The sequence below is a fragment of the Geodermatophilus sp. SYSU D01176 genome (assembly GCF_054050015.1).
The window spans coordinates 36,323-57,226 of sequence record NZ_JBJGYN010000010.1 but is presented as its reverse complement, the minus strand read 5'-3'; the positions used below and the strand labels follow the sequence as shown (position 1 = coordinate 57,226).

Genomic DNA, 20,904 nt, shown 5'->3' with positions numbered 1-20,904 from the left:
AGGACGTCTCGCGGCGAGGCAGCACCAATGGGCACTCGCCGCGTTTCGACAGCGCGTCAAGAAACGGGGCCAAAGTCGTGGCCGCGGGATGCCGCGGGTCGGTTTTTGGCCACGCCGTGTTAGGTGCAGCGAAGAACCGCGACAGGAACGCTTGTGCAGTCGCCTCTGTCATGATTGTGCGCCGATCCACCGAGTCCTGACCTCGAGGCGCTGACGGGCCGCGTTGGCCGGATCGACTTCAAGATCGAGGGCTTCTTCGTTTAGTTGTGTCCCGTTCCAGGTGAAGTTCATAGATCCTTTCAACACCCAGTTCCAGCCGATCATGATTTTTTCGTGCAGCTCGCTGCTGGAGTACAGGTGGAGGTGGTCGGCGACGCAGGTACGGCGCAACCTGTCGACGAAGCTCAGGTTGTGCGGGTCCTGTCGAACGGCGACGTGAAGGTGGGTGTCTTGCCGGGTCAGCAGCGCGAAGACCTCGCTCAGGCTGAGGGTGGATCGTGATTCGAGGCCGAGGACGTCGTCGAATTGGCGGAACGAGTTGTCGATGATGGGGATGTCGGTAACCCATCCGGTGACGAGCCAGAATTCCGGGCTAGGTGCGCAGAGTTCGGACAACAGCGCGGCAGTAAGGACGTCGCCGATGGCGAGGCCGTTGCGGGGTCTGGTCCGCACCGTACGTTTGCCGGTCACTGCAGTTCCTCGGCGAGTGAGAAGTTCGCTTGCAAAGTTCCGTGTCGCTGGAGAATCCCGGTGATTCGACCGTAGACCCTCAATCCGTTACGTTCGGCGGCGGTAACCGTGGCCTGCCGGATGCTCTCGGCCAGGACTGCCCGCTGAGGATAGGGAGCGGTGAGAACGACTCGTCCATCGCTCTCAATGGCTTTGATGTAGTCCTCCAGCCAGTGGGGTCGCGTCACGTCCACGGCGGTTGTCCGGTCACGGATGACGCTTTCGAGCGCGAGGCGTTCAATCACGACGTTGTCGCGGTAGGGGTGCCAGTGTTCGAGTCGTTGCACGCGGGCTTGTGGTCCTCTCAGCCACAGCAGAGAGAACGCGGCGTCGGACGTCAGTGGTGCGAGGCTGAAGCCGAGGTGGCCTTGGTCAGCGTGGAAGAGCAAAGTGCGTGCGTCGATCTCCACGCCGATCCGAGCTTCCTGCTGAGTCCACGCCGTGGCGAGATTCGCGACTAGGTGATCGATCGTTGGGGTCGATCCGGGGCGTAGTAGTCGGGCGGCGAACGTTGAGACCAGCAGGTGTCCGGGCGGACCGTCGGACTCGGTCCAGGCAGTCAGCAGGCTGTCGAGGGCGCCGTCCATCGCGGCAATCCCGGTTGCGTTCCGGAAGGCCGCCACGGATTGAGCAAGGCGATGTGCCGGATTGAGAACGTCGACAAGGACGTCCTGCATGGCTTTGTCGACGTCTTCGGCTTCGGTCGGTGCACAGGCGCGGGCGACGGCGTCCCAAAATCTGCGTGGGTCTTGGGTGTAGTCGCGGTGGAGGCCTTCGATAAGTCCGAGTCCACCGATGGATGTTTCCGAGACGATGACTCTGTAGCGGCGGGTTTCAAGGTCGAACTCGACATCGACCGCAAGATCGGTTTCCTGGGCGTCAGGAAGAGTCTCTTCGGTGGCCGTCAGGACGGCGTTGGCCAGTGTGTCGAGGAACACGCGCTCCAGAAGGTCACTGGTGTAGCCGTACAGGTTGGGGGTCACGAGGAGGTCGCCATGCTCCTCAAGGACCGCTCGGACACTGGTGTCTGCAGACAGAGCGGTGAGATCAGTGATGGTGCGGGATTGGCCCGCGACGCCGTTGGGGTCGGCACGGTAGGCGATCGCGAGGAACTGGGCGAGGTCGTCGGCCCAGCGACCTGCTGCCAGGTTCGCCGGTATTTCAGTGAGATTCTGTCCGGCGAGTCCCTGAGCGATGAAGGCGTGCAGGTAGATCTCGGCGAGCCATTGTCGCTGGAAGACGTTGGCGATGTCGTCTAGGCGTGGGTCCTCGAGAACGCGGCGGCGGAAGGCCAGGGTTCGCCATTGGGGAGTGGTCGCGAAGGGCCGCAGGAAACTCCTGTCGGCGGGCGCCAATCGTCCGGTAAGAATCATGGCGTCGACATCCAGTTCGAAGCCGAGTGCAGCCGCCTGGCCGTTGTGTGTGTAGCGGACGTGGAGTGGGGTGCTGGTGCCGTTCTGGAGCAGCAGTTCACCGTCGGACCCGATCGTCATTCGACGGACGGTGAGCGGCCCACCGGCGACGTGCAGGGCGAACGCGCAGGTATCGACCAGATCAGCCCACGCCGAGGGGGTCGGCACGTCAACGTGGCGTAGGGAGACGAGGTCGTACTCGAATGTCGATCTCCACAACGGCATTGCATTAGACGTATCGCCGACATTCGCTGGTGGGCTGGCCAGTCGTAGCGCCAGGGGTCGGACCACCTCATAGTTCTGTCCGTCGGCGGTGGTCCATGTTCCCAACCCGTGCCCGCGGGCGACGATGTCTTGCAGTTCGAGGTCTTGTCCCGGTGGCGGAACGGGCAGCCAGGTGCGGGCCTGCGCGTTGGCGTAGCCGAACCGACGACTGACTCTGCCGGGGACCGCGTCACGCAGTGCTTGGGCTATCGGCATCGTCGCTTGCTGATCGGCGAAGCCGGCGGGCAGTTCGAATCGCACGTCGGGGGTGTTGAGGGACGCGAACAGAGGAGTGGTCATGAACTCCGGCAGCGGTGTTCGCTCTTGGGCGCCCGGATCAGCGTCGCCAGGCAGAGTTCGCCAGGCCGCTTCCAGTCGGCGCAGCGCGGTGGGCACAACCGACAGCAGCAACGAGCGGGGCTCTTCCCACAGCGCGGCTTGGACCTCGTCCGAACTTAGCGTCAAGGACCGGCGCAGGTATTCGGCCAGGTCCTGTTGACGCTCGGCGTTCCCGATCACCTCGCGCAGTAGCGTGAGTACCTGGCTTGTCTTCGGGTCCGACCAGCCGGGTCGTGGTGGGGACAAGATCGCGCGCACGTCGGCCGTCGACTTACGGGCCAGCCAGTCGAGCAGACCGTGGGCGGCCTGCATCTTGATGATGTAGCGGTTGTTGATCGGCAGTGATCGGGCGTCGATCTCGGGGTCGAGCAGTTTTTCGTAAGTCTGGTAGGCGATTCTGTCGCGGCCGTAGTCGGACAGGACGACGGCCGTGATGGGTCGCATCTCCAGTCGGCGTCCGGCGCGTCCTCGGCGTTGCAGGAAGGAAGCGAGGTCGCGGGGGGCTTTGTGTTGAATAACCGCGCCAACCCGGGGATCGTTGAATCCGACCTCGAGCGAGGAGGTGGCGGTGATGACGTCGGCGTTGGAGTCCGTGCCAACATCTTGAGATGACGTTCTAGCCACCCGTAGCGCGCGGTCCATGCGTTGCAGGCGTGCGGGCAGGTCCCAGGATTGGCCCTCTAGGTATCGGTCTGCGGCTTGCGGTTCTTGGGGGCTGCGCAGGTTGGCGAGGATGGCGCCACGCGCTCGGCCGTTGGGCAGGATTCCTTCGGCGTCGCGCAGATTGTCGTAAAGACGATTGATAACGTCGAGGTTGTCGGTGAACGCGAATGTGACCGAACCGTAAGTGCCAGGCGTGGTGTCCAAGGTGCGACCCAGCAGCATAATGGTCTGGATGGTTGTCGAAAGCAGTGACGCCCCAGAGACGGGGTCGCCGCGCAGCACGATGCCGTATTCGCGACTCGTCGGAAGCATGTCGTCAGGGGCAGGAGCGATGATTTCGACGTTGCTGCGCTCGGTGCCAGTCAAGGTAGAAAAGAAATCGCCCGCATCCCGCAGAGTTGCGGACAGCCCGACCATGACCGGTGCCTTGCTACCCCATTGGCGGTTGGCGTAGCGCCAGCGCCGCAGCATCAGACCCACCTGGGCACCGTGCGCTCCGGAGTAGGTGTGCACTTCGTCCAGCAGCACGAGACGAGTTCCGTTCGCTCCCTTCCACCCGAGCAATCGCCCCAGACCCGCACTCGTGGACTGCTGGCTGAGCATCTCGGTGGAACTGAACAGGATGTCGGGGGGCCGGGCGATCATCGAATCACGCGTCAACGCCACCGTGCCTGGGTTCGTCGCGTAGTTGCACGCTGAGCACACGAGTCGCTCGAGGCCTGCGCCTCGATCCTCGTCTGACCAGACCAGAGTGCCGCGGCAGTCATCGGTCGGGCACCCGAAATAGGGGCAGGCCCAGCCTTGTCCGTGCCGATTCCATTTGGTCCGACCCTTGCCGACCTGCAGGTCCGCATCCCAAGGCGTGTCGCCGTACAGCAGTGCGATCCGCGCCGACCTGGAACCAGGGCCGTGGAGCGGCCCCAACTCCTGGACAGTCCGCAGCGACTCGCGTGCTTGGTCCCGCAGCAACTCGTTGCGCGGGTAGAGCGCCAAGGTGTGCGGGCCGGTTCGAGCGGCGTCAGCGGTGGCCGCAATGTCGAGTAGCGCTGGCAGATAGAACGCAAGGGTTTTGCCCGAACCGGTGCCGGCGGTGATGATCCGTGCGGACATCGTGGACCCGGCGAGTGCGGACAGGATCGACGAAGCCGCGTGGACCTGGAAGTTGGCCAGCAGTGATCCGCCGACGAGGCGAGTGAGCACATCGGCGTGCAACGGACTCCAGTAGGACGCGCCGGCGAGTTCGCTGATCGCGTCGGCCGCTGTAACCGAGCGGCGTGGATATCGCCGCGGTGCGACGCGTAGTCGGTAGTCGGCGACGAGGGTGCTGGAGTTGCGCCACCAGCCTGCCGCTGTGGGGGTGTTCGGTGGCCAAAGTTGGCGCAGTGTGCGAAGCAGTCGCAGCGTCTCGCTGAGCCTTGTGCGGTAGCGCGGGATGGAGTCGGGCAACTTGTGCAAGAGTCCGGTGTCAAGGAGATGCTGCAGATACTCGTCACCGCTGGGCAGTGATCCCGTGGTCCTGCCGGCGTCGATGAGGCGTTGGTCGTCGATGGCTTGTTCGACGTCGGCGTGGTCGAGAAAGCCGTCGACGACCCCCCACTCCAGCAAGGGCCGTTCGAGGTCTTCCAACCTGCTGAGCAGGTCGCCGGTGCTGGCCCAAGGATCTGGGTTCACGAGATCACCACGTACAACTGATCCTTGAGCGCCTCGTCGCTCCTGAGCGTTGCCAGGTCCTCATCGCTGAGCAGGCTCAGCAGGATCTGGCCGCTCTGGAATCGGCTTAGAATCCCGTCGGATTCGGTTGTTCCAATGTTGGCGAGCAGTTCGGCGGCGTTGGAAAGCGCGACTCGGAAGATTGTCACCTCGCTGATGCTGATCTGCGATGCAGCGGCGGCCTTCTTCATCGTGTCGAGCGCACTCGCGGCTTGCCTGCGGTCCGCTGGATTCAGCTTGGGCAGGGCCGCGAGTGGGAGTTTGTCGATCTCTTCGGTGGCCCACGACCGCCACGCCTGTTGGTTCGCGGCAGCCATGTCCGTGGCGGCTTTACTAACGTCCGTCTTGCGGGCGTTCAGGAATTGATGGGTGGGGCGTCCGGTCGTCTCAACGTGATCCCGCAACCGTCGAGCAGGAGCGGCAAGGTCGGGCAGGTCTGTCACGGGGGCGCCGACTTCGCGCAGTTTGCGGTAGACACCTAGGGCGTTCTCGAGTCTGGCGAGCTCCGCCTTCAGGTTGTACAGAGCCGTCTCGGCTTGCCCCTGCTCCTGGGTCTCCTTCGCATTCTCGCTCTTGGCGCGCGATAGCGCCGTCAGGCGCTTAGCTCGCACGTAGAGGCTTTGCATGTCCGCGGTCTCAGTCATCCGTGGCTTCTTCCTCCAAGATGCGGGACCAGGTCTCAACAACATCACGGATTTGATCGTCGAGGTCTGATACGGCGCCGCTGTCGCTTTCAGCATCGGCGATTCCTGCCTCGATCCATTGCCTGCTGTACGCGAGGTAACCAGCCATCGCCTGTAGGTCAGCGCCCACAGGCGCGCCGACAAGGGAGAGCAGTGCCAGACCGCTCTCGGCCTTAGCGGTATCCAATAGTCTCTCCATGGATGACACAACGGACTGATCCCATTGGGCGGCGGCCTCGTTTCGCGCTTGAAGATCGGCCAGCGGTGAAACTTTCACGAACCCATAACTCTGGCCAGCCTTCACCGCGTCTATGATCGCCGTGACTGTCTCGTTCACGGTGGTGCCCTGAGGGACATCGACTCGGATGCGGTCGACCAGCTCCTGCCAGTGAGAGAGTTGCGCATGGCAGGCTTGCTCGAGGAATGCGAGTCGTCGGTGCGCTTTGGTGCTCCAGTTTGGAATGTCGAGTTCGGCGCCGTCGGTGATGAGTTTCCGCGCCGTGCGTATGATGGCGCTCAGGCGTTGGTAATCCACGGCATGCACGGCACCGGTCCCCTGTGCAACACCGATCCCGCGCAGGAAGTGATCGATGACAGCCCCACGTTCGGCCGTGTATTCCCTGTAGGCCGTCCGCCACCCTGGGGAGCGCGAGGCTTCATCGCTGCGCTGACCGGTCGACGACTGCCAGAAGATCGCGTTGGCGAAGTCGAGTTCCTTCGGCTTGGCAGGAAGACCGCCGCTGGCGGCGGCTCCCCGAATCAGGGATGCCGCCACTTGAGCCAGCGACGCGTCATCGACGGCCATAGCTCGCTGGATGCGGATTTTGGCTTCCTGTACGTGGCTGGCGACGGCGGCGTCCAGGCGAGGCAACGCATCGCCGGCGCGCTGCCAGAATCCGGCCTTGATCAATATGAGGCCGCGGAACATCATCGCGGTTCGAGCGTCTCGCGGGAGTCGCATGATCGGAACGACTCCGGCGAGGTTCTCACTTGCGCCGATGATCGAGATGCTGCGCATGTTGTTCGGTATTGCTTTGTTGACGGTCGTGGCGTCCGGTTCTTTGATGGCGGGATCGAACCAGTCGATTCGAGCCAGGAGGCGGTCACGGACTATGGCGCGCAATTCTGCGGCTAGGCTTTGCCGCAGGTCAGTGCCGTTGAGCCAACTGTCGATGCCGTCGAGCTGGCTGCGTACCGACGGTGGGAGATCCCCCGGTGCGGTAGTGACAGGGCCAGGTGCCGGATCGGTCGGACGTTCCCGGAACAGATCGGCAGGAAGCGATGGATGCGAGAACGCGGTGAGGATCTCATCGCTGATCGACTCTCGTCCGACGTTTCCCCAGAACGTCAGTAGGGAGTCGGCCCGGCCGCCGTCATCGCCGCTGAACGTTTTCTGGAGTTGCTCTTGCACGTAGGCCGGGAGAAAAGGCAGACCCATGGCAGATGATTCGTGACTGAGGAAGCCGGGCGGTGGGAACCTGCCGGCTTTGAGGGTCTGCACGTTGTCGTTGAGCACGTCGCGCACGGCACGGGACAACACACGCCGGGGGTTGAAGACAGCGCGCTCGCTGCCCTTGTCGGCGAGAGCACGTACGGCGCGCATCAGGGCGGCCCCGTTGTACGGGTAGAGACCATATCCCTGCTGCGATGCTCCAAAGGTCTCATGACATGACGGCTGGAACTGGCAACTCATACAAGCGTTCGGCACCTCAGGACTGGCCTGTTCTAGACTTGTCTTGCCAACCCGTGCCGCATTGAGATAGCGGCCCATGAAGTTCATAAATACCTGTTCGTCGGCGCCCGGCGTATCGAACTCCACGTCCACCGTATAAAGAGGGGACGAAGCCTCCGCGCGCGTCCGGAAGGTGTCGGGAAGCAAGTCCCGGTAGTAACCCGAAGTGACAGCGAGCATCGTGCGAACCGTGGCGTATTTTTCTTGCCCCTGCACGACGCCTACCTCAACGATCGCGTCCAGCAGGTCCCGCCTCACGCCCTGGATCAGTGCGACGTCCTCGATCAGCAGCACGATCTCATGGCCGGCGAACTTCTCGCGGATCCGTTTGAACGCTTGACTCACGTCGCCGGCGTTGAGACTCGCTGCCTTGGTTGTAGCCGCCTCGAGTACCTGGTTCAGGAGTCGTACGGCCTCAACTTGCATCGCCGGCTTCGAGATCAAGTCTTTGACGACCTCGCGAGTTTTCAAAGCGGCGTCAGAGAGATTCGCATAAGCGACAATATCGGTTGGCAAGTCTTCAAGAGTGAACTCCAGAGGCACGTCGGGTTCAGACTCTCCCCGCCCATGAAGTGCGTAATGCGCGTAGCGCTTCACAAACGAGTTGGGGCGCAGTAGATGGCTCCGAAGGAGCGGGTCGAGAAAGATCAGTCGCAGACCGTTATCTCCGACCAGTTTTTTTGCGAAGGGGTTATCGCCCGCTCTGGTGCGCAGCGCCTCGGCCAACCCGTCCAGGATGCGCTGTTCCATCTCATCGGGTGTCATTCCACTGCCCAGGCTGGACAGCTTTCGTCGGATCTCCTCGAATTCTGGGTCCACCTGACCGAGTAACAGCTTTTCGATAACGTCCTTTAGGCTCGTCTCGGTCTTCTGCAAGTAGATGACGTGACGACTCGGGCGTCTCTCGATGTTCGCTTCGATCCAGCGAATCAAATGGGACTTGCCCGCTCCCGATTCGCCGAGAACAGTTGCTGCGAGCACGCCGTTCGTGGGTGGCGACTCGAGAAACTCATCGAGCACGTCCTTCTCGGATATCGAGTTGGTCGCGGCCTGCCCGCCGCCCTCACCTCTCTGGCGGGTGATGCGCAACGGGGAGTGCGTTGCTAGTAGAACCGCCCGGGACTGCGTCGCTGCCTCAGTGGGGATCGTTGAGGTGACCTCCGCGGCAGACCAGCAGACGAAGTTGACCTGTGCGGTCACGGTGCCAACTCCTTGATTGTCAGGGCGGAAACGTACCGGTCGCGCCCAGCATCTTGGGCATCGGGCAGTGCGATCACGCCGGAGGGGTCGGACTGATAGGTCATGGTGAGGATGCCGCGCGCCTCGGCGCTGGTTAGAGCCAATCCCACGGCACGCAACCCGTTGTCGGGATCACCTGCAATCCCGTCGTAGTTGGCGCTGGGATGGCCAGGAAGGACGGGGAGTTCGGCGCGGAGGAATTCGAGCAGTTGCTGGATAGGGATTCGTTCGCCTCGCGGTATATGACCGGTGACGGGGTGCTTGATTACGTCAATGACAGCCTGGGTGGGATCCGGCACAACCTTCTCGCCGGTTGCCTTCTGTTTCGCCCCTTCGACCATGGCGCCCAGCGCCGGCATGCCCATGCCAAGGGCGATGCTCCACGGGCGGAACGCGTTGAAGCGAGTGTCGTTGGTGAACAACTGCGTGCGATTGACGGTCTGAACGTAGCCCCAGTCCAAGGGCACAAACGGTGCCTGCCGCATCAGCCATATGAGCCCAAGGCGTAGCGAGGGCGCGCCTTCGAAGTCGGCGCCGAAGGTCTCCGGTGGCGCGAGCAGTCGGTATCGCAGCACGCGTATGAACTCTGCGGAGTCTGCCAGTTTGTCGGCCTGGTACAACCCGTCGCCGCCAACGCAAACGAGTCCAAACTCGCGCAGCGCGGCCAAGGCTCGTGTCGCGTGCGCGCCGTTGCCGGGCGTGCGGGGCCGCATTGTCTCTGGTGTCACGAAGTCGAGGATCTGAGTTTGTGAGAGATCCGGATGTTCCATAATCACCCGATAGGTGAGCCACATGGCCTGCGGAACGCAGTAGGCAGGGCTCGGGTTGAGCACATCCATTCACAGACTCCTCAGTAGAGCGTCGAGCGCAATCGGGGTCGTGTCCCCCGTGACGTCCCGCAGCAGGCTGCCCGGTTTGTGCGGATCGGGTGTTGAGTCTGGGCCGATGACGTAGCTAATCAGGCCCAGAGCCAGCCGTTCGCTAATTTCGGCCGTCACGTGCGCTTGCGGGAGCACGAAGGCAATCGGCCCCGGAAAATAGTCGGACAGTTGGTGCGTCAAGGTGTGATCGTCCGTCACGATGGCAGTGTTCGGAACCGAGCGTTGCAGGTGGTCACCGACGGCGCCGGGCATACCGGCGAAGACGTGGACGCCGCGTTGGGCCAATCGCACCAGCAGTGGATCTGCTTGTTGCCCCTCGGTATACCAGATGAACAGCCCTGGTCTCTCCCCGCGCCAGGCCGCCAGGGGGTCGCGCCCACGCGGTGCTGGGAGGTCAGGGGCCGCTTCAAGCGGGTGCGTGCCAGGGCATTGCTCAGGCACTCGTCGGCAGGCCGGGCATCCACGGCAGGCCGGTGCCGTTCGAAGTGTGCCTCCTCCGAAGGGAACCTGGAAATGTCTGGCGATGACTCGCCCGACGCACTCCTGGCCTCGCACGAGAGAAAGCACAGCATGGAGTGCTTCATGTTGAGCGGTGCGTACTTCTTGGCGAATGAACGCCAGTGCGGTCTTCCAGCCTTGTTCCCCAAGCAGTTCGCCGTCAATCAGGTCGAACTCCAAGAAGTCATCGACGTTGGCGTAGAAGTCGTCGCGGTCTTTCGCGTTTGCCTCCTCCGAGGCGTCCGGATTGGGCGTCCAACGCGGGGCCCGCAAGCCGATGACCCCGGCCTGCGCCATCAGCGTCAAAGTGCGCACATTCCACTGCGCACTGCGCCCGTAGCCGTCGGTGAGGTAGGTGGGCAGTGTGCTCTTCCGCACGCGGTATCGAAACCCCGTGAGGTGCTCCGCGCCGTGCATCATGCTCCGCCAGCGTTTCCAGCCGAGATCGTCGCCGATTAGCACGACGCGACTGAGGCTCTCGGCGATCTGTTCGTCTTGCGGGCCACCGCACAAATATGCGATCGACGGCCGACCGTCGCGGCCGGCGCGGCCGACCTCTTGGTAGTACCGGTCGATGGTCTCCGGTAGGCACGCGTGTAGCACCGTGCGGACATTGGGCATGTCGAGTCCCAGTCCGAACGCAGACGTGCCAACTACAACATCGAAGCCCGTGGCGGTGGGCAGGCCGGCGGTCGTCGACCCGCGCCATTGCTCCATGACGGTGCGGCGTTGCTCGTCACTCGAGTCGCCGGTGACACATCCGACCCGCCGCAACCCTTGCGCGCGCAACGTCGCCGCCCAGGACTCCGCATCGTTGACCTTGGTGGTGTAAAGCAGCAGTGGTCTCGGCAGGCAGCTGACGGCGGTCACGATCGCTTCGGCGCGACTCTGTTCGTCGGGATACGAGTCGAGAAAGTACGCCGGTTCGGTACGCAGTTCGGACCCCCAGACGAGTTCGACCTCGTCCCCGCCCAGGGCGAACAGCTTGGTCAGCAGGCGCAGAGGTTGCCGGGAGAGCGTGGCACTGAGCAGAAGCACCGCGGGCTTGCTGGCCTGCGGGGCCCTGTCGTGCGCTTCGCGAATGAGCCCGGGCATGGTCTGGAACTCGGGACGAAAGTTCGCGCCCCATTGGTCGACGAGGTGCGCTTCGTCGATAACGATCTGTTGCAGGTGGCCCGCCGAGGCACACTCCAGCACCGCACTGGCCAGTCCAGAGACGAACGCCTCGGGTGAGGTGTACAGCAGTCGCTGCCGACCTGAGCGGACTTGGTCGCGAAGTTCCTTCTTGGTGTCATTGTCCAGGGATCCGACATATGCGTAGCGGCCGTTCGGGCTGAGCTCTTTATTCGAATTCCTTGCCAGTTCGGCTGTGCGGCGTTCCATGTCCAGTGCGAGCACCACGGTGGGTACCACGACGATGGTGACGCCGTGGCTGGACAACAGCACTTTGGACCACGCGACTGCGGTCTTCCCGCGGCCCGTGGGTAGGGCCACAACGAGGGCTGCGCCGTCGTTAAGGACGGCGGCGCGCGCAGCCTGGCGCTGCGACTCGCCGCGGTAGGCGGGGTAGCCGTGGGCGAATTTCCAGAATGGATCAGCCGGCAGCAGGGCCACCCCATCCGGCTCGACATCGCGGTAGACAGCGCGCACTTGCTCGCGTGCCAGAGATGCCGAGGTGGGCCCGTCGCGGGGAACAGGCGGCTCCCACTCCAGAGCCCCGACAGCCAGGCCTCCTCCGACCAGCGTGCTGGCGGCACATCGCACCTCGTGCCACTGGTCAACGGTGGGCCAGTGCTGCGTGACGGGAACCGACAAGCGTCTATCACCGCCGTACGTCGTCTGTGAGATGAGCAGCACTTGCCGGATCAGTGCGGCAACGTCGCGCCATCCCGCCTGCCCCACTTGCAGGCCTGCCATCGCGTTCAGGAGGCGCCGACAGACATCGCTGCAGAGGCTCTCGGCAGGGACCTCGACCGGGTCGGGCCAGGCCGACAGCGCTGCTTGCGCCACTGCCAGATCGTCCCTAGACATGCGAGCTCCACGGCTTGGAGGCGAGGACGACGCAACTGACCGTGCTGAGCCGGATGGCGGGTGCGGTGACGGCCGACTCCAGGGCCCTTCCCAGCGCCACGTCGGTCTCGAGCGCCAATGGATCGGCGACGAGACCGCCTGCTTGCGATCGGGCTCGGCTCTGCGCAAGCAAGTAATCGGTCTGCTGCCGGACTCGGTCACCGGCTCGCCGCGACGCCTCCACAACATCGGCGACATCCGTGACCCTGTTCAGCGCTGTTTCATAACAGGCGGTGGCTATGGGCGCCAGGTTCTCCTCGCCGCCCAGGATGGCGTGGAGGGCAGCGATCCGTTGCGAGTTGAGGTTCTTGTCGCTCCTGTCGCTGTAGGGCCGTGACAGGAGCTCGACGAGAGCGGCGTTCTCGACGGCTTGGCTGGTGTTCGGGGGAATCCAGACGCAATGGTGCTGTGGAGTGAACGCCACGTCGGCGCGGCGGCGGGAGATCGGTTCGAGTTCGGTGTTATCCGCGAGTACTGCGAGAACTGGTGCGATGTCGGCCTCGATGAGGAAGTCGAAGCCGAAAAACACCGTCGGCTCCTGGTGCCAACGCGGCTCGACTCGCCACATCGCCACTGCCTGGCCACGGTCGTCCAAACTCAACAGTGATTCAATTCCGCTAATGAAGGGGTTGCCCCGTCGAAACAGTCGCCGTCGGCCAGTGAGGCGCCAACGGTCAAAGAATCCGATCCGGGCCGCCTCGACAGTCATCAGTCGTGTCAGCAAGCGTCCGCTGACAAGTGGATCCGCATCCGGATTGCGTCCAAATGCGACACTGCCGTCCAGATTCGCCTTGCCAGCCAGACGTAGCCCCTCCGGACCTTCGACGAAGCCGCGGTATGCCCGTTCGATCTCAGCCGTGCGTGCCTCGTATTCGGCGATGGCCAGAGCCATCGCATCGCCGCCCGAGTGGGTTCCGTAGCTCGATTCGAGGGCGTCGATCTCGTTGATCCGGCGCTTCTCCTGCGTCAGCAGCGAGTGGATGGTCTCGGCTTCTGCGAGGAATCCTTCGACTCCCTCACGAATGAGTTGACCCCAAGCCCGCGCAGCCAGATCGCCGACAATCTCTTGCATCGCCGAGAGTGACTCGGTAAAAATGACAAAGCCGTTGGCGAGCACCTTGAGCCACGTGGTCAAAATGCCTTGGAGATCGGGGTCGACGACCACGAATTGCTTTCCGGCCCTACGATCGCTGTAGCGGTCAACGCGACCGATCCGCTGCTCCAGTGCGTTCGGGTTCCAGGGAACCCGCAGGTGGTACACGGCATCAGCATCTTGGAAGTTGCGTCCAACCTCGCCGCTGTCATCCACGACGAGCATGCCGCCGCCCGTCCGCCAGGCCCGCACTGCTTCTTCGCGCTGCTGCTCCGTCTGTGTGCTCAAGTGCGAAAGGGCTCGTCCGGGCCCACTGCTCGACAATTTCTGCACCAACTGGCCGGCGAGCGATCCTCGGCCGCAGAAGACGATGCTTCGTGCTGCCTTGCAGTGGTCCCGCAGCGCCGCCGCCAGCGCCTGCATTGCATCGGAGCCCTCCCCTGCACGCAGCCTCTCCGCGAGGTCGGCTTCGAAGGCCATCGCGGGATGCGCTCTTAGCAGCGCCTTTTCGGCCGGGGACAGCACCTCGCTATCGATGCCGCCGATGCGGTAGTCAACTGCCGCCAGCAGGTCGTTGACCGGACCTCCCGCCCGGGAGGCAAGCACGGCAAGAACCTGACCGAGGGGGACAACTTCCGCTCCCTCATCCAGCACCGCTGCAGCGCTCTTCGCCGCCCAATCAGCCAGGAAGGTGGCTGCGGCGGTAGCTTCCTCGGCCTCGATCCGAAGGACACCCGGCCGACTGCGCCCAGCGAACTCGAATGGCGTGAGCAGTCCCTGATCGTCCAGGCGTTGCATCTCCACGACATGCCGTCGGTTGCGGATGACGCGGTGATGTAAGCGATAGGTCTCAGAGACGTGGGTGCGAACCGCGGCCACGGCCCGTCGCAATTCCGCCCTGTCCACGTGTGCCGGATCGGCCCCCGGTGGCCCGAATAGAAGCATCGTCCGTTCGATCGTCTCGGCGAGAGTGCTGTCGTCGGGCACGATCTTGCGGATCTCGTCGAATTCGAACTGAAGCAGTTCGGGGTTGTCCGGGTCTGGATCCTCATCGAGGCCGAAGATGGCGAGTGCCAACTCTCTCCGCGCCTCCAGCAACCGGTCGAACTCCGCCCGGCGATCCCACCGAAAAAGGAGCGGGTCCAGTAGGTGTAGCAGCGCGAGATGAGTGGCGCTGTGACGCGAGAACGGCGTTGCGGTGAGCATCAGCAGTCGTGGCACGGCACGCGCCAAACTGGCAAGTTCGCGGTACGGCGATTCCTGCGGGCCTTCGGTGCGCGCCAGCAGATGCGCCTCGTCGATCACCAGAAGGTCTGCGCCGTCCAACTCGCTCCAGTTGTCGACCTCGTCGTGACCGAGAATCTCGAAGGGCAGGCGACCGCCGGGCAAGGGGAAGTCGTCCAGGTAGAACTTTTCGAGCAGTTCAGCGCGCCATTGGGCCTTTAGTGCGTCGGGGACGATGACCCCGATGCGTCGACCCGGGACGTCGATAAGCAACTGACGCATGACGAAGCCGGCCTGCACCGTCTTGCCCATCCCGACCTCGTCGGCTAGCAGATACCGCTGTACCGGATCTTGGATGATTCGCAGGGCAGCACTGATTTGATGCGCATGGAGTCGGACACCGGCCGACACGATCCCAGTCGCCGAAGCGGTGGCGGCCCGCTCAGCCAGCAGCAGTCGCCGGACCGGTTCACGCGCGTCGCGATAGCGCGGCGTCTCGTTCGCTCCTGCTAGCAGGACCTGCAACGGGTCTTGAGGAGGTCGATCCCAACGCACTCGCAGTCGGTCCTCGGAGACCTGGAAGTCCACATCGCTGTTCGGCAACCTCACGTGGTAGAGATCTGGACCGCCGCCGAGGACCCGGCCCGCGCGCCAACGTCCCCAACCATCCTGGAAGAAGACGCGCGTCTGCGGGCTGAGTCGAACCCGTCGGACCTCGGTCATCGGCACCCACCGCGACTCGGCGACGGGTTGAGCTACGGACTCGAACAGATCAAGCCGCGCTCGCCCATCCGCGACTTCACCGATCCGGGCGATGCCGGCAGCGTGGGGATGCAGCACGAACTTCCCAACATCGCCACTCGACGACACTCTTATCGCCCTCCCCCGTCTCGGAACCGCTGTGAGTCTGGCACCGGAGGTCGGAAGCTTCGCCGAGGCTCACCCTGTGAGGGTCATCGAGCACGCTCCGTGGCCGAGATCCGCGTCTCGCAGCAGCCGGAACGACCCGCCGGGGAGTGCTGGCGCCATCGACTGGTCGCCGAACTGCTCGCACTGCAGGAGGACGTGGCCGCCCCGGCCGGCGACAGTCAGGCTCTCCTGGCGATGGCCCTCTGCCATCCCAGGCGTCCGGGTAGGACCGACGACGACCGCGCATGGTCGGACGCCTTCCGCGACGTCCTCGACGACGCCCTGGGCACCTGTTGGAGGCCGCACCTGGCCGCGGGCGGCCAGGTTGAACCGCTCACGGACGTCCCGTTCTTCCTCGACCGGTTCCCGACCGCCGAAGACGGTGACGGCGCAGCACGGCGAGGCGCCCGTCCGGGACGGCGTCCCTCGCTGGACACCTGGTGCCGGCGACTGGGTGGTCGACACCGTCCCAGCCCCGCAACCGCGCGGCCGGCGCCGCTGGCGTCGTGGGCCTTCGTCGCCGGGGCAGCGCTCACGGTCGCCGCGGTCGTCGGCCGTGTGGTCGCTCACCAGGTACTCGGCTCCGGCCGGACTCACCGGGCCGAGGTGTTCGAGCAGTACCTCACCGCGGACCAGCGCCACGACTAGAACGCGCCGTGGGCACTGCTCTGCTCCGCACCCCGATAGAGGCCGACACCCGCACGGGCCGACAGCCCAGCTCGACTTCGTCCACGAGCACAGCAGCCAGCCTGTGCCCGATGGCCTCGGCCGTAGCAGTGTCCACTCCGGGCAGGACCGCCACGAACTCGTCCCCGCCGAGTCGGCCGACCACGGCCCCCGGCAGTTCCTTCTCCACGTGCCGGCGCAGCCGGTCGACGAGCCGGACGAGCAACTGGTCCCCCACCGCGTGCCCGCCGCGGTCGTTGACCTCCTTGAACCGGTCCACGTTCACGAACAGCACCGCTCCCCCGACGGCCAGCGCCGCGCGGCCGGTGTCGAGCAGGTGGCTGCGGTTGGCCAGCCCGGTCAGCGGGTCCTGCCGCGCCGTCCGCAGCAGCGCCTGCCGCCAGCCGTCGGCCTTGGTCGCCACCGCGGTCAGCCGGTCCACCGTCTCTGCAGCCGCAGCTCCTGGTCGGCGTCGGCATCCGCCACCCAGCCGGCGCCGGCTGCCTGATCCCAATCGATCGGACGCCCGACCCGGAGGCGGCCTGACGCTGAAAGACGTCGGCGAGCCGCAGTAGCGTCCATCGTCGATGCCGAAGAGCAAGAAGTGTGCGAAGTCCCGCCGCCCGCAGCAGCGACGGACGGCGCCGGCGACCGACCTGATGGACGCTTTGCGCGGCGGCGTCGACTCTGCCACTCCCGGTCCTCTCCTGGGGTCGTCGGCTGCTGCTGTCCGTGGTCGCCTCCGACGACGATCCCGGCGCCACGCTGGAGGACCTGGTCCGCAGCTTCTCCGCCGTCGACCGGGTCGAGACGTCGGCCGCCCTGCTGGCGATCGCGCCCCTCACCGTCGACGCCGAGCTGCGCCGGCGGGTGCGCCGCGAGATCGCCGACCGCGGGCACGTGCTCCCCCGCTGGCTAGCCGAGCTCGACCGCGCCGCACCGGTCGACCGGGCGGTCGAGGTCAGCACGGTGTTTCGGGGACGCCGACGAGCTGCTGGGGGGCGTCACCGTGCCCGGCGGCCACCCCCTGACCGCCGTCGTCCTCATCGACAACAAGGTCGGTGCCGACGCCACCGATGGGTACGTCGTGCAGTCCCCGCTGGCGTGGCTCGTCGAGCTGTGGGTCGAGGACGACGACCCGGACGTCCGCATGCGCGACATCCCTCCCGCGGACGCCCGCGCCCGCATCGCCGCGGCCCTCACCGAGCTCGACCTCGGCCCGGGCAGATCGGGTCCGAGGCGTTGGCCGAATTCCGCGCGCTGGTCGAGTGGATGCTCTAGCTGCTCTCCGAGGGCGGCCACGGCTCCGTGCTGCAGGAGCCGTCGGCCGACGACGACCTGCGGTGGCTCGTGGACGAGGTGCTGGCCGCGGGCAGGGCCAACGGCATCGGGGATCCGCTCATTTGGAGCCGGGACGACGTCGCCCGGCTGCTCGATCCCGAGCGCACGTTCCTGGCCCCCGGCACCCCGCGCCTCGACCACGCACCGCAGCTGCTCCGCGATCTGATCCGCCACGGGCACCCCGCCCGCGGCCCCCGGCAGGAGCTCACGGACGATGCCGTGGCCGCGGTCGATACGTCCACCGACGCATTCCGTACGGCCGTGCGCACGCTGGACGAGAACTGACACGCCCCAGGCCGAGCTGACCGGGCGCGCCTCGATGGCAGGCGGGACGACGTCAAGCTCGGTGCCGTGATCGTCGCCCGCGGGCCGGCACATCCTTGAATCGCGACACCGTCGACCAAAGGATCGCGTGTCAAAGTTCAATGGCGGTCCCGGTCATGAAAGGTTTTCCGCATGGCCCGCTGGCTGGACGAAGTCTGGGAACACTCGGACGTGACCATGGTCCCGCGCGCCGACCGGCTGTCCGGCCCCTACCGCACGTACGGCCCTGACGGCGTCACCGCCCGCCCCCTGCGCATGTCCCGCGAGGCCAATCACGCCGCGACGGTGGCCGAACGAGCGGTTCGAGAGCTGGACAGGGGACGAGGAGCGCGGGCGCTGGAAGGGCTCGCCCGCTTCCTCCTGCGCTCCGAGGCGATCGCCAGTTCCCTCATCGAAGGCATCGCCCCGTCACCCCAGCAAGTGGCACTCGCCGAGCTCGCCCAGGACGAAGACGTACGCGGGTTCAGCGACCAGGCGCGCCTCGTGGCCAACAACATCACGGTCCTGCGCAGGGCGAGTGAGGAGCTCGCTCGCGTGGACGCCGTCACGGTTGCCGATGTCGAGGCCTTGCACCGTGCCCTTCTGCCCGACGAGCGCCACCACGGTCTCCGGCGGGTCCAGAACTGGATCGGTGGCTCGTCCTGGCATCCGCTGTCCGCCGAGTTCGTCCCACCACCACCCGAGCTGGTCCCCGGCCTGATGGCGGACCTCGTCGACTACGTGAACGGTTCCGTCCATGCGCCGCTCGTCCAGGCCGGGATCGTGCACGCCCAGTTCGAGACCATCCATCCGTTCACGGACGGGAACGGGCGTGTCGGTCGTGCCCTGATCCACACGGTGCTCACACGCCGCGGGCTCACGCCGTCGGCGGTCCTGCCGGTGAGCCTCGTACTGGCCACACTCCGCGATCGATACGTCCAAGGGCTCACGTCCTACCGGTACGTGGGTCCGCCGGAGTCGGACCAGGCAGCCGAGGGCGTGGCTGCCTGGCTGGACCTGTTCCTGCACGCGACGACGGTTGCAGCCGAACAGGCGAGTCTGTTCGGCACGCAGATCAGCGAGCTGCAGACGGAGTGGGAGGCGAAGCTGGCGGAGCACCGTGCCGCACGGGGACGACGCGAGACACCTCGTGCTGACTCGGCGACCTCGCGCATCCTGCGCACCTTGCCTGAGGTGCCCATCATGACCACCCGCACGGCCCAGCGACGACTGGGCGTCTCGTTCCCCGCTGCACGGGCCGCCCTCGAGGAGCTCGCGGATGCCGGCATCCTCACCCGCCGCTCCGTCGAACGCGGAACGACCGGCTACACCGCCACGGACGTGTTCTCGGTCGTCACCCATGCCGAGCGGCAACTGGCCAGCACGCGCTGGGACACGCGCATGTCCGCTCCCAACCGTTCCGTTCCTGCGCCGCCACGACCCTGAGCTGCAACCTCGCGGACCCCCGTCGCACGCGGCTGAGAAGCACCCGGGTCCGGACGGGCGCGGTCGCGCCGCGCCGCGGTGCTCGAGGCCCCTGTCGAAGACGAGCTGCAACTCCTCCGTCGTCTCCACGTCCGGCGCCGCCCACTCCCCGCCGCCACCCCGAGGTCGAGCCGGGGCAGGTGCCAGCCTTCTCGGTGGGAGGTCAGGTCGGTCGGGCCGAGCGCCAGCCGTCCGTCGAGTTGCTGCACAGCTCCGTGCCTCCCGATCGCCGTCGCCCGGCAGCCCGCCTCTGCCGACCCCAGGGACAGCGGACGCCTCCGACACGAATCGGTGGGCGCGAGCCCTGGCAGCAGAAGCGTCACTCGGACAGGCGACGTCGCTTACTCGACCCCCTGCGCGGGCTCCTCGTCGTTCCGGCGCCAGCGGAGCGTGCGCCCAGCGATGCCGCTGGAGAACTTGCCCGTGACCGACTTCGCCCGGCCGAAGGTCTCGTTCCCCAGGCGCCAGGACGCGTCGACGCCCTCCGCCCCCGTCTCCAGCACCTTGTCCCGGAACTCCGTGGCGGCCGACGTCCAGGCCCGCGCCTCCACCGACTGCCGCCCGTCCGACTCGAGCCCCAACCGCCCGTGGAAGTCAGTGACGGCAATCGCGACGTGCTGCCTCGCCCGCACGATGGCCGGCGACTGGAGGGGGTTCAGCAGCACCTTCGCGTTGGCCGTGCCCGCTGCCGCGTCCATGCGGGCCAGCAGACCCTCGGTGGTCTGCGTGATGGTGTCGAGGCGCTTCTGCCGGACAGCCTTCAGCCCGAGGCGGTGCCCGTCGAGATCCTCGGGCGCCACCTCCAGCACCCGGTCGAGTTCGAGCACGGCGATCGCGTCCTGGAGCTGGAAGCAGCGAGCCAGGACGGCGAGCCAGTCCTGGGTCTTGGCCTCGGCCTTCTTGGCCGACTCGGCGAGGTCGCCAACGCTCGTGTGGCGCTCCAGCTTCTCGGCGAGCGCGTCGAGCTGGCGCAGTGCGTACGCCTGAGTGCGCGCAATCGTCGCCGACGACCCCTGAACCTTCGACCACGTGACCTCGTTGACCCGGCCGCCGTGCTCGCGCAGGGTCATGGCCTCGTCGATGTCGAAGCCCACGCCGATCATGTCTGCCAGGACGGCGTCCTCCTGGGCGCGGAGCACGTCATCGAGCTTCGCGTCGATCGCGGCGAGATAATCGGTGATTTCCTCCATGGTCTGCTGCATCGCCAGCTGCGCCATGAGCCCCGCCGCACCGGACAGGAGCGCCGGGTTGGTGAGACCTGATCCGGGGCTCTTCACGATTTCGAGAAGTCCCGTGATCTTGCCGTTCTCGGTGAGCACGGCGCGGTTGACGTCCGGCCGCGAACCCTTCATCAGTGGGTGGTTGCCCATCTTCTCGGCGGATTCCTTGGTCAGCTTCACCCAGCGGCCTGACTGGGTGGCGATCTCGGAACCCGCCTGTGCGATCTTGGATCCGGTCTTGAGCACGGAATGGAGCCGCTTCAGCCCTAGATCTCTCGACGGCAGCCCCTCAGCGGTGAGGAAGCGTTCGACAGCAGTCGGACTCCCGATGACCGCCAGGCCATCGCCGTCACTGATCAGCTGGATGTCGGCATCCACCGTGGGCTCCTCGAACGCGGGTAGGGGAACGCCCTGCGAAGGAGACAGACGAGTCGGGCTCTTCA

At 65.6% G+C, this 20,904-nt stretch carries 12 protein-coding genes; 3 read left to right on the top strand and 9 right to left on the bottom strand.

What is annotated here, in order from left to right:
- Positions 1-168: 168 nt before the first annotated feature.
- The 7 genes from dpdK to dpdE are packed head-to-tail and all read right to left on the bottom strand — an operon-like array spanning position 169 to position 15,377.
- Positions 169-690, bottom strand: a complete 522-nt coding sequence (dpdK, locus tag ACI78Z_RS07960; protein ID WP_457035985.1) for a phospholipase D-like domain-containing protein DpdK — start codon at positions 688-690, stop codon at positions 169-171.
- Entirely contained in the window at positions 687-5,078 is a 4,392-nt protein-coding gene (dpdJ, locus tag ACI78Z_RS07955; RefSeq protein ID WP_457035984.1) for a protein DpdJ, read from the bottom strand. Before dpdJ ends, dpdK begins: the two co-directional genes overlap by 4 nt.
- Positions 5,075-5,761: a hypothetical protein gene (locus ACI78Z_RS07950; protein ID WP_457035983.1), complete on the bottom strand. Its 687-nt coding sequence runs from the start codon at positions 5,759-5,761 to the stop codon at positions 5,075-5,077. The genes dpdJ and ACI78Z_RS07950 overlap by 4 nt, the downstream gene beginning before the upstream one ends.
- Positions 5,754-8,732: a protein DpdH gene (dpdH, locus tag ACI78Z_RS07945; protein ID WP_457035982.1), complete on the bottom strand. Its 2,979-nt coding sequence runs from the start codon at positions 8,730-8,732 to the stop codon at positions 5,754-5,756. The genes ACI78Z_RS07950 and dpdH overlap by 8 nt, the downstream gene beginning before the upstream one ends.
- Entirely contained in the window at positions 8,729-9,610 is an 882-nt protein-coding gene (locus ACI78Z_RS07940; RefSeq protein WP_457035981.1) for a hypothetical protein, read from the bottom strand. Before ACI78Z_RS07940 ends, dpdH begins: the two co-directional genes overlap by 4 nt.
- Entirely contained in the window at positions 9,611-12,181 is a 2,571-nt protein-coding gene (gene dpdF / locus ACI78Z_RS07935; RefSeq protein ID WP_457035980.1) for a protein DpdF, read from the bottom strand. It lies immediately after the preceding gene.
- Positions 12,174-15,377, bottom strand: coding sequence for a protein DpdE (gene dpdE, locus ACI78Z_RS07930; protein ID WP_457035979.1), 3,204 nt, complete (start codon positions 15,375-15,377; stop codon positions 12,174-12,176). Before dpdE ends, dpdF begins: the two co-directional genes overlap by 8 nt.
- A 129-nt stretch (positions 15,378-15,506) precedes the next feature.
- Between dpdE and ACI78Z_RS07925 the strand changes: the two genes are divergently transcribed.
- Positions 15,507-16,094 (top strand): hypothetical protein, encoded by a 588-nt coding sequence (locus tag ACI78Z_RS07925; protein WP_457035978.1) that lies wholly within the window; start codon positions 15,507-15,509, stop codon positions 16,092-16,094.
- Here ACI78Z_RS07925 and ACI78Z_RS07920 read toward each other — a convergent pair.
- Positions 16,069-16,554 carry a GGDEF domain-containing protein gene (locus tag ACI78Z_RS07920; protein ID WP_457035977.1) on the bottom strand — a complete coding sequence of 162 codons (486 nt, stop codon included), beginning with the start codon at positions 16,552-16,554 and terminating at the stop codon, positions 16,069-16,071. The genes ACI78Z_RS07925 and ACI78Z_RS07920 overlap by 26 nt on opposite strands.
- An 866-nt stretch (positions 16,555-17,420) precedes the next feature.
- Between ACI78Z_RS07920 and ACI78Z_RS07915 the strand changes: the two genes are divergently transcribed.
- Positions 17,421-17,738: a hypothetical protein gene (locus ACI78Z_RS07915; RefSeq protein ID WP_457035976.1), complete on the top strand. Its 318-nt coding sequence runs from the start codon at positions 17,421-17,423 to the stop codon at positions 17,736-17,738.
- Between the two features lie 171 nt (positions 17,739-17,909).
- Positions 17,910-19,202, top strand: a complete 1,293-nt coding sequence (locus ACI78Z_RS07910; RefSeq protein ID WP_457035975.1) for a Fic family protein — start codon at positions 17,910-17,912, stop codon at positions 19,200-19,202.
- Positions 19,203-19,582: 380 nt separating this feature from the next.
- Here the strand turns inward: ACI78Z_RS07910 and ACI78Z_RS07905 are convergent, their stop codons facing one another.
- Positions 19,583-20,839 carry a hypothetical protein gene (locus tag ACI78Z_RS07905; protein ID WP_457035974.1) on the bottom strand — a complete coding sequence of 419 codons (1,257 nt, stop codon included), beginning with the start codon at positions 20,837-20,839 and terminating at the stop codon, positions 19,583-19,585.
- Positions 20,840-20,904: the final 65 nt, after the last annotated feature.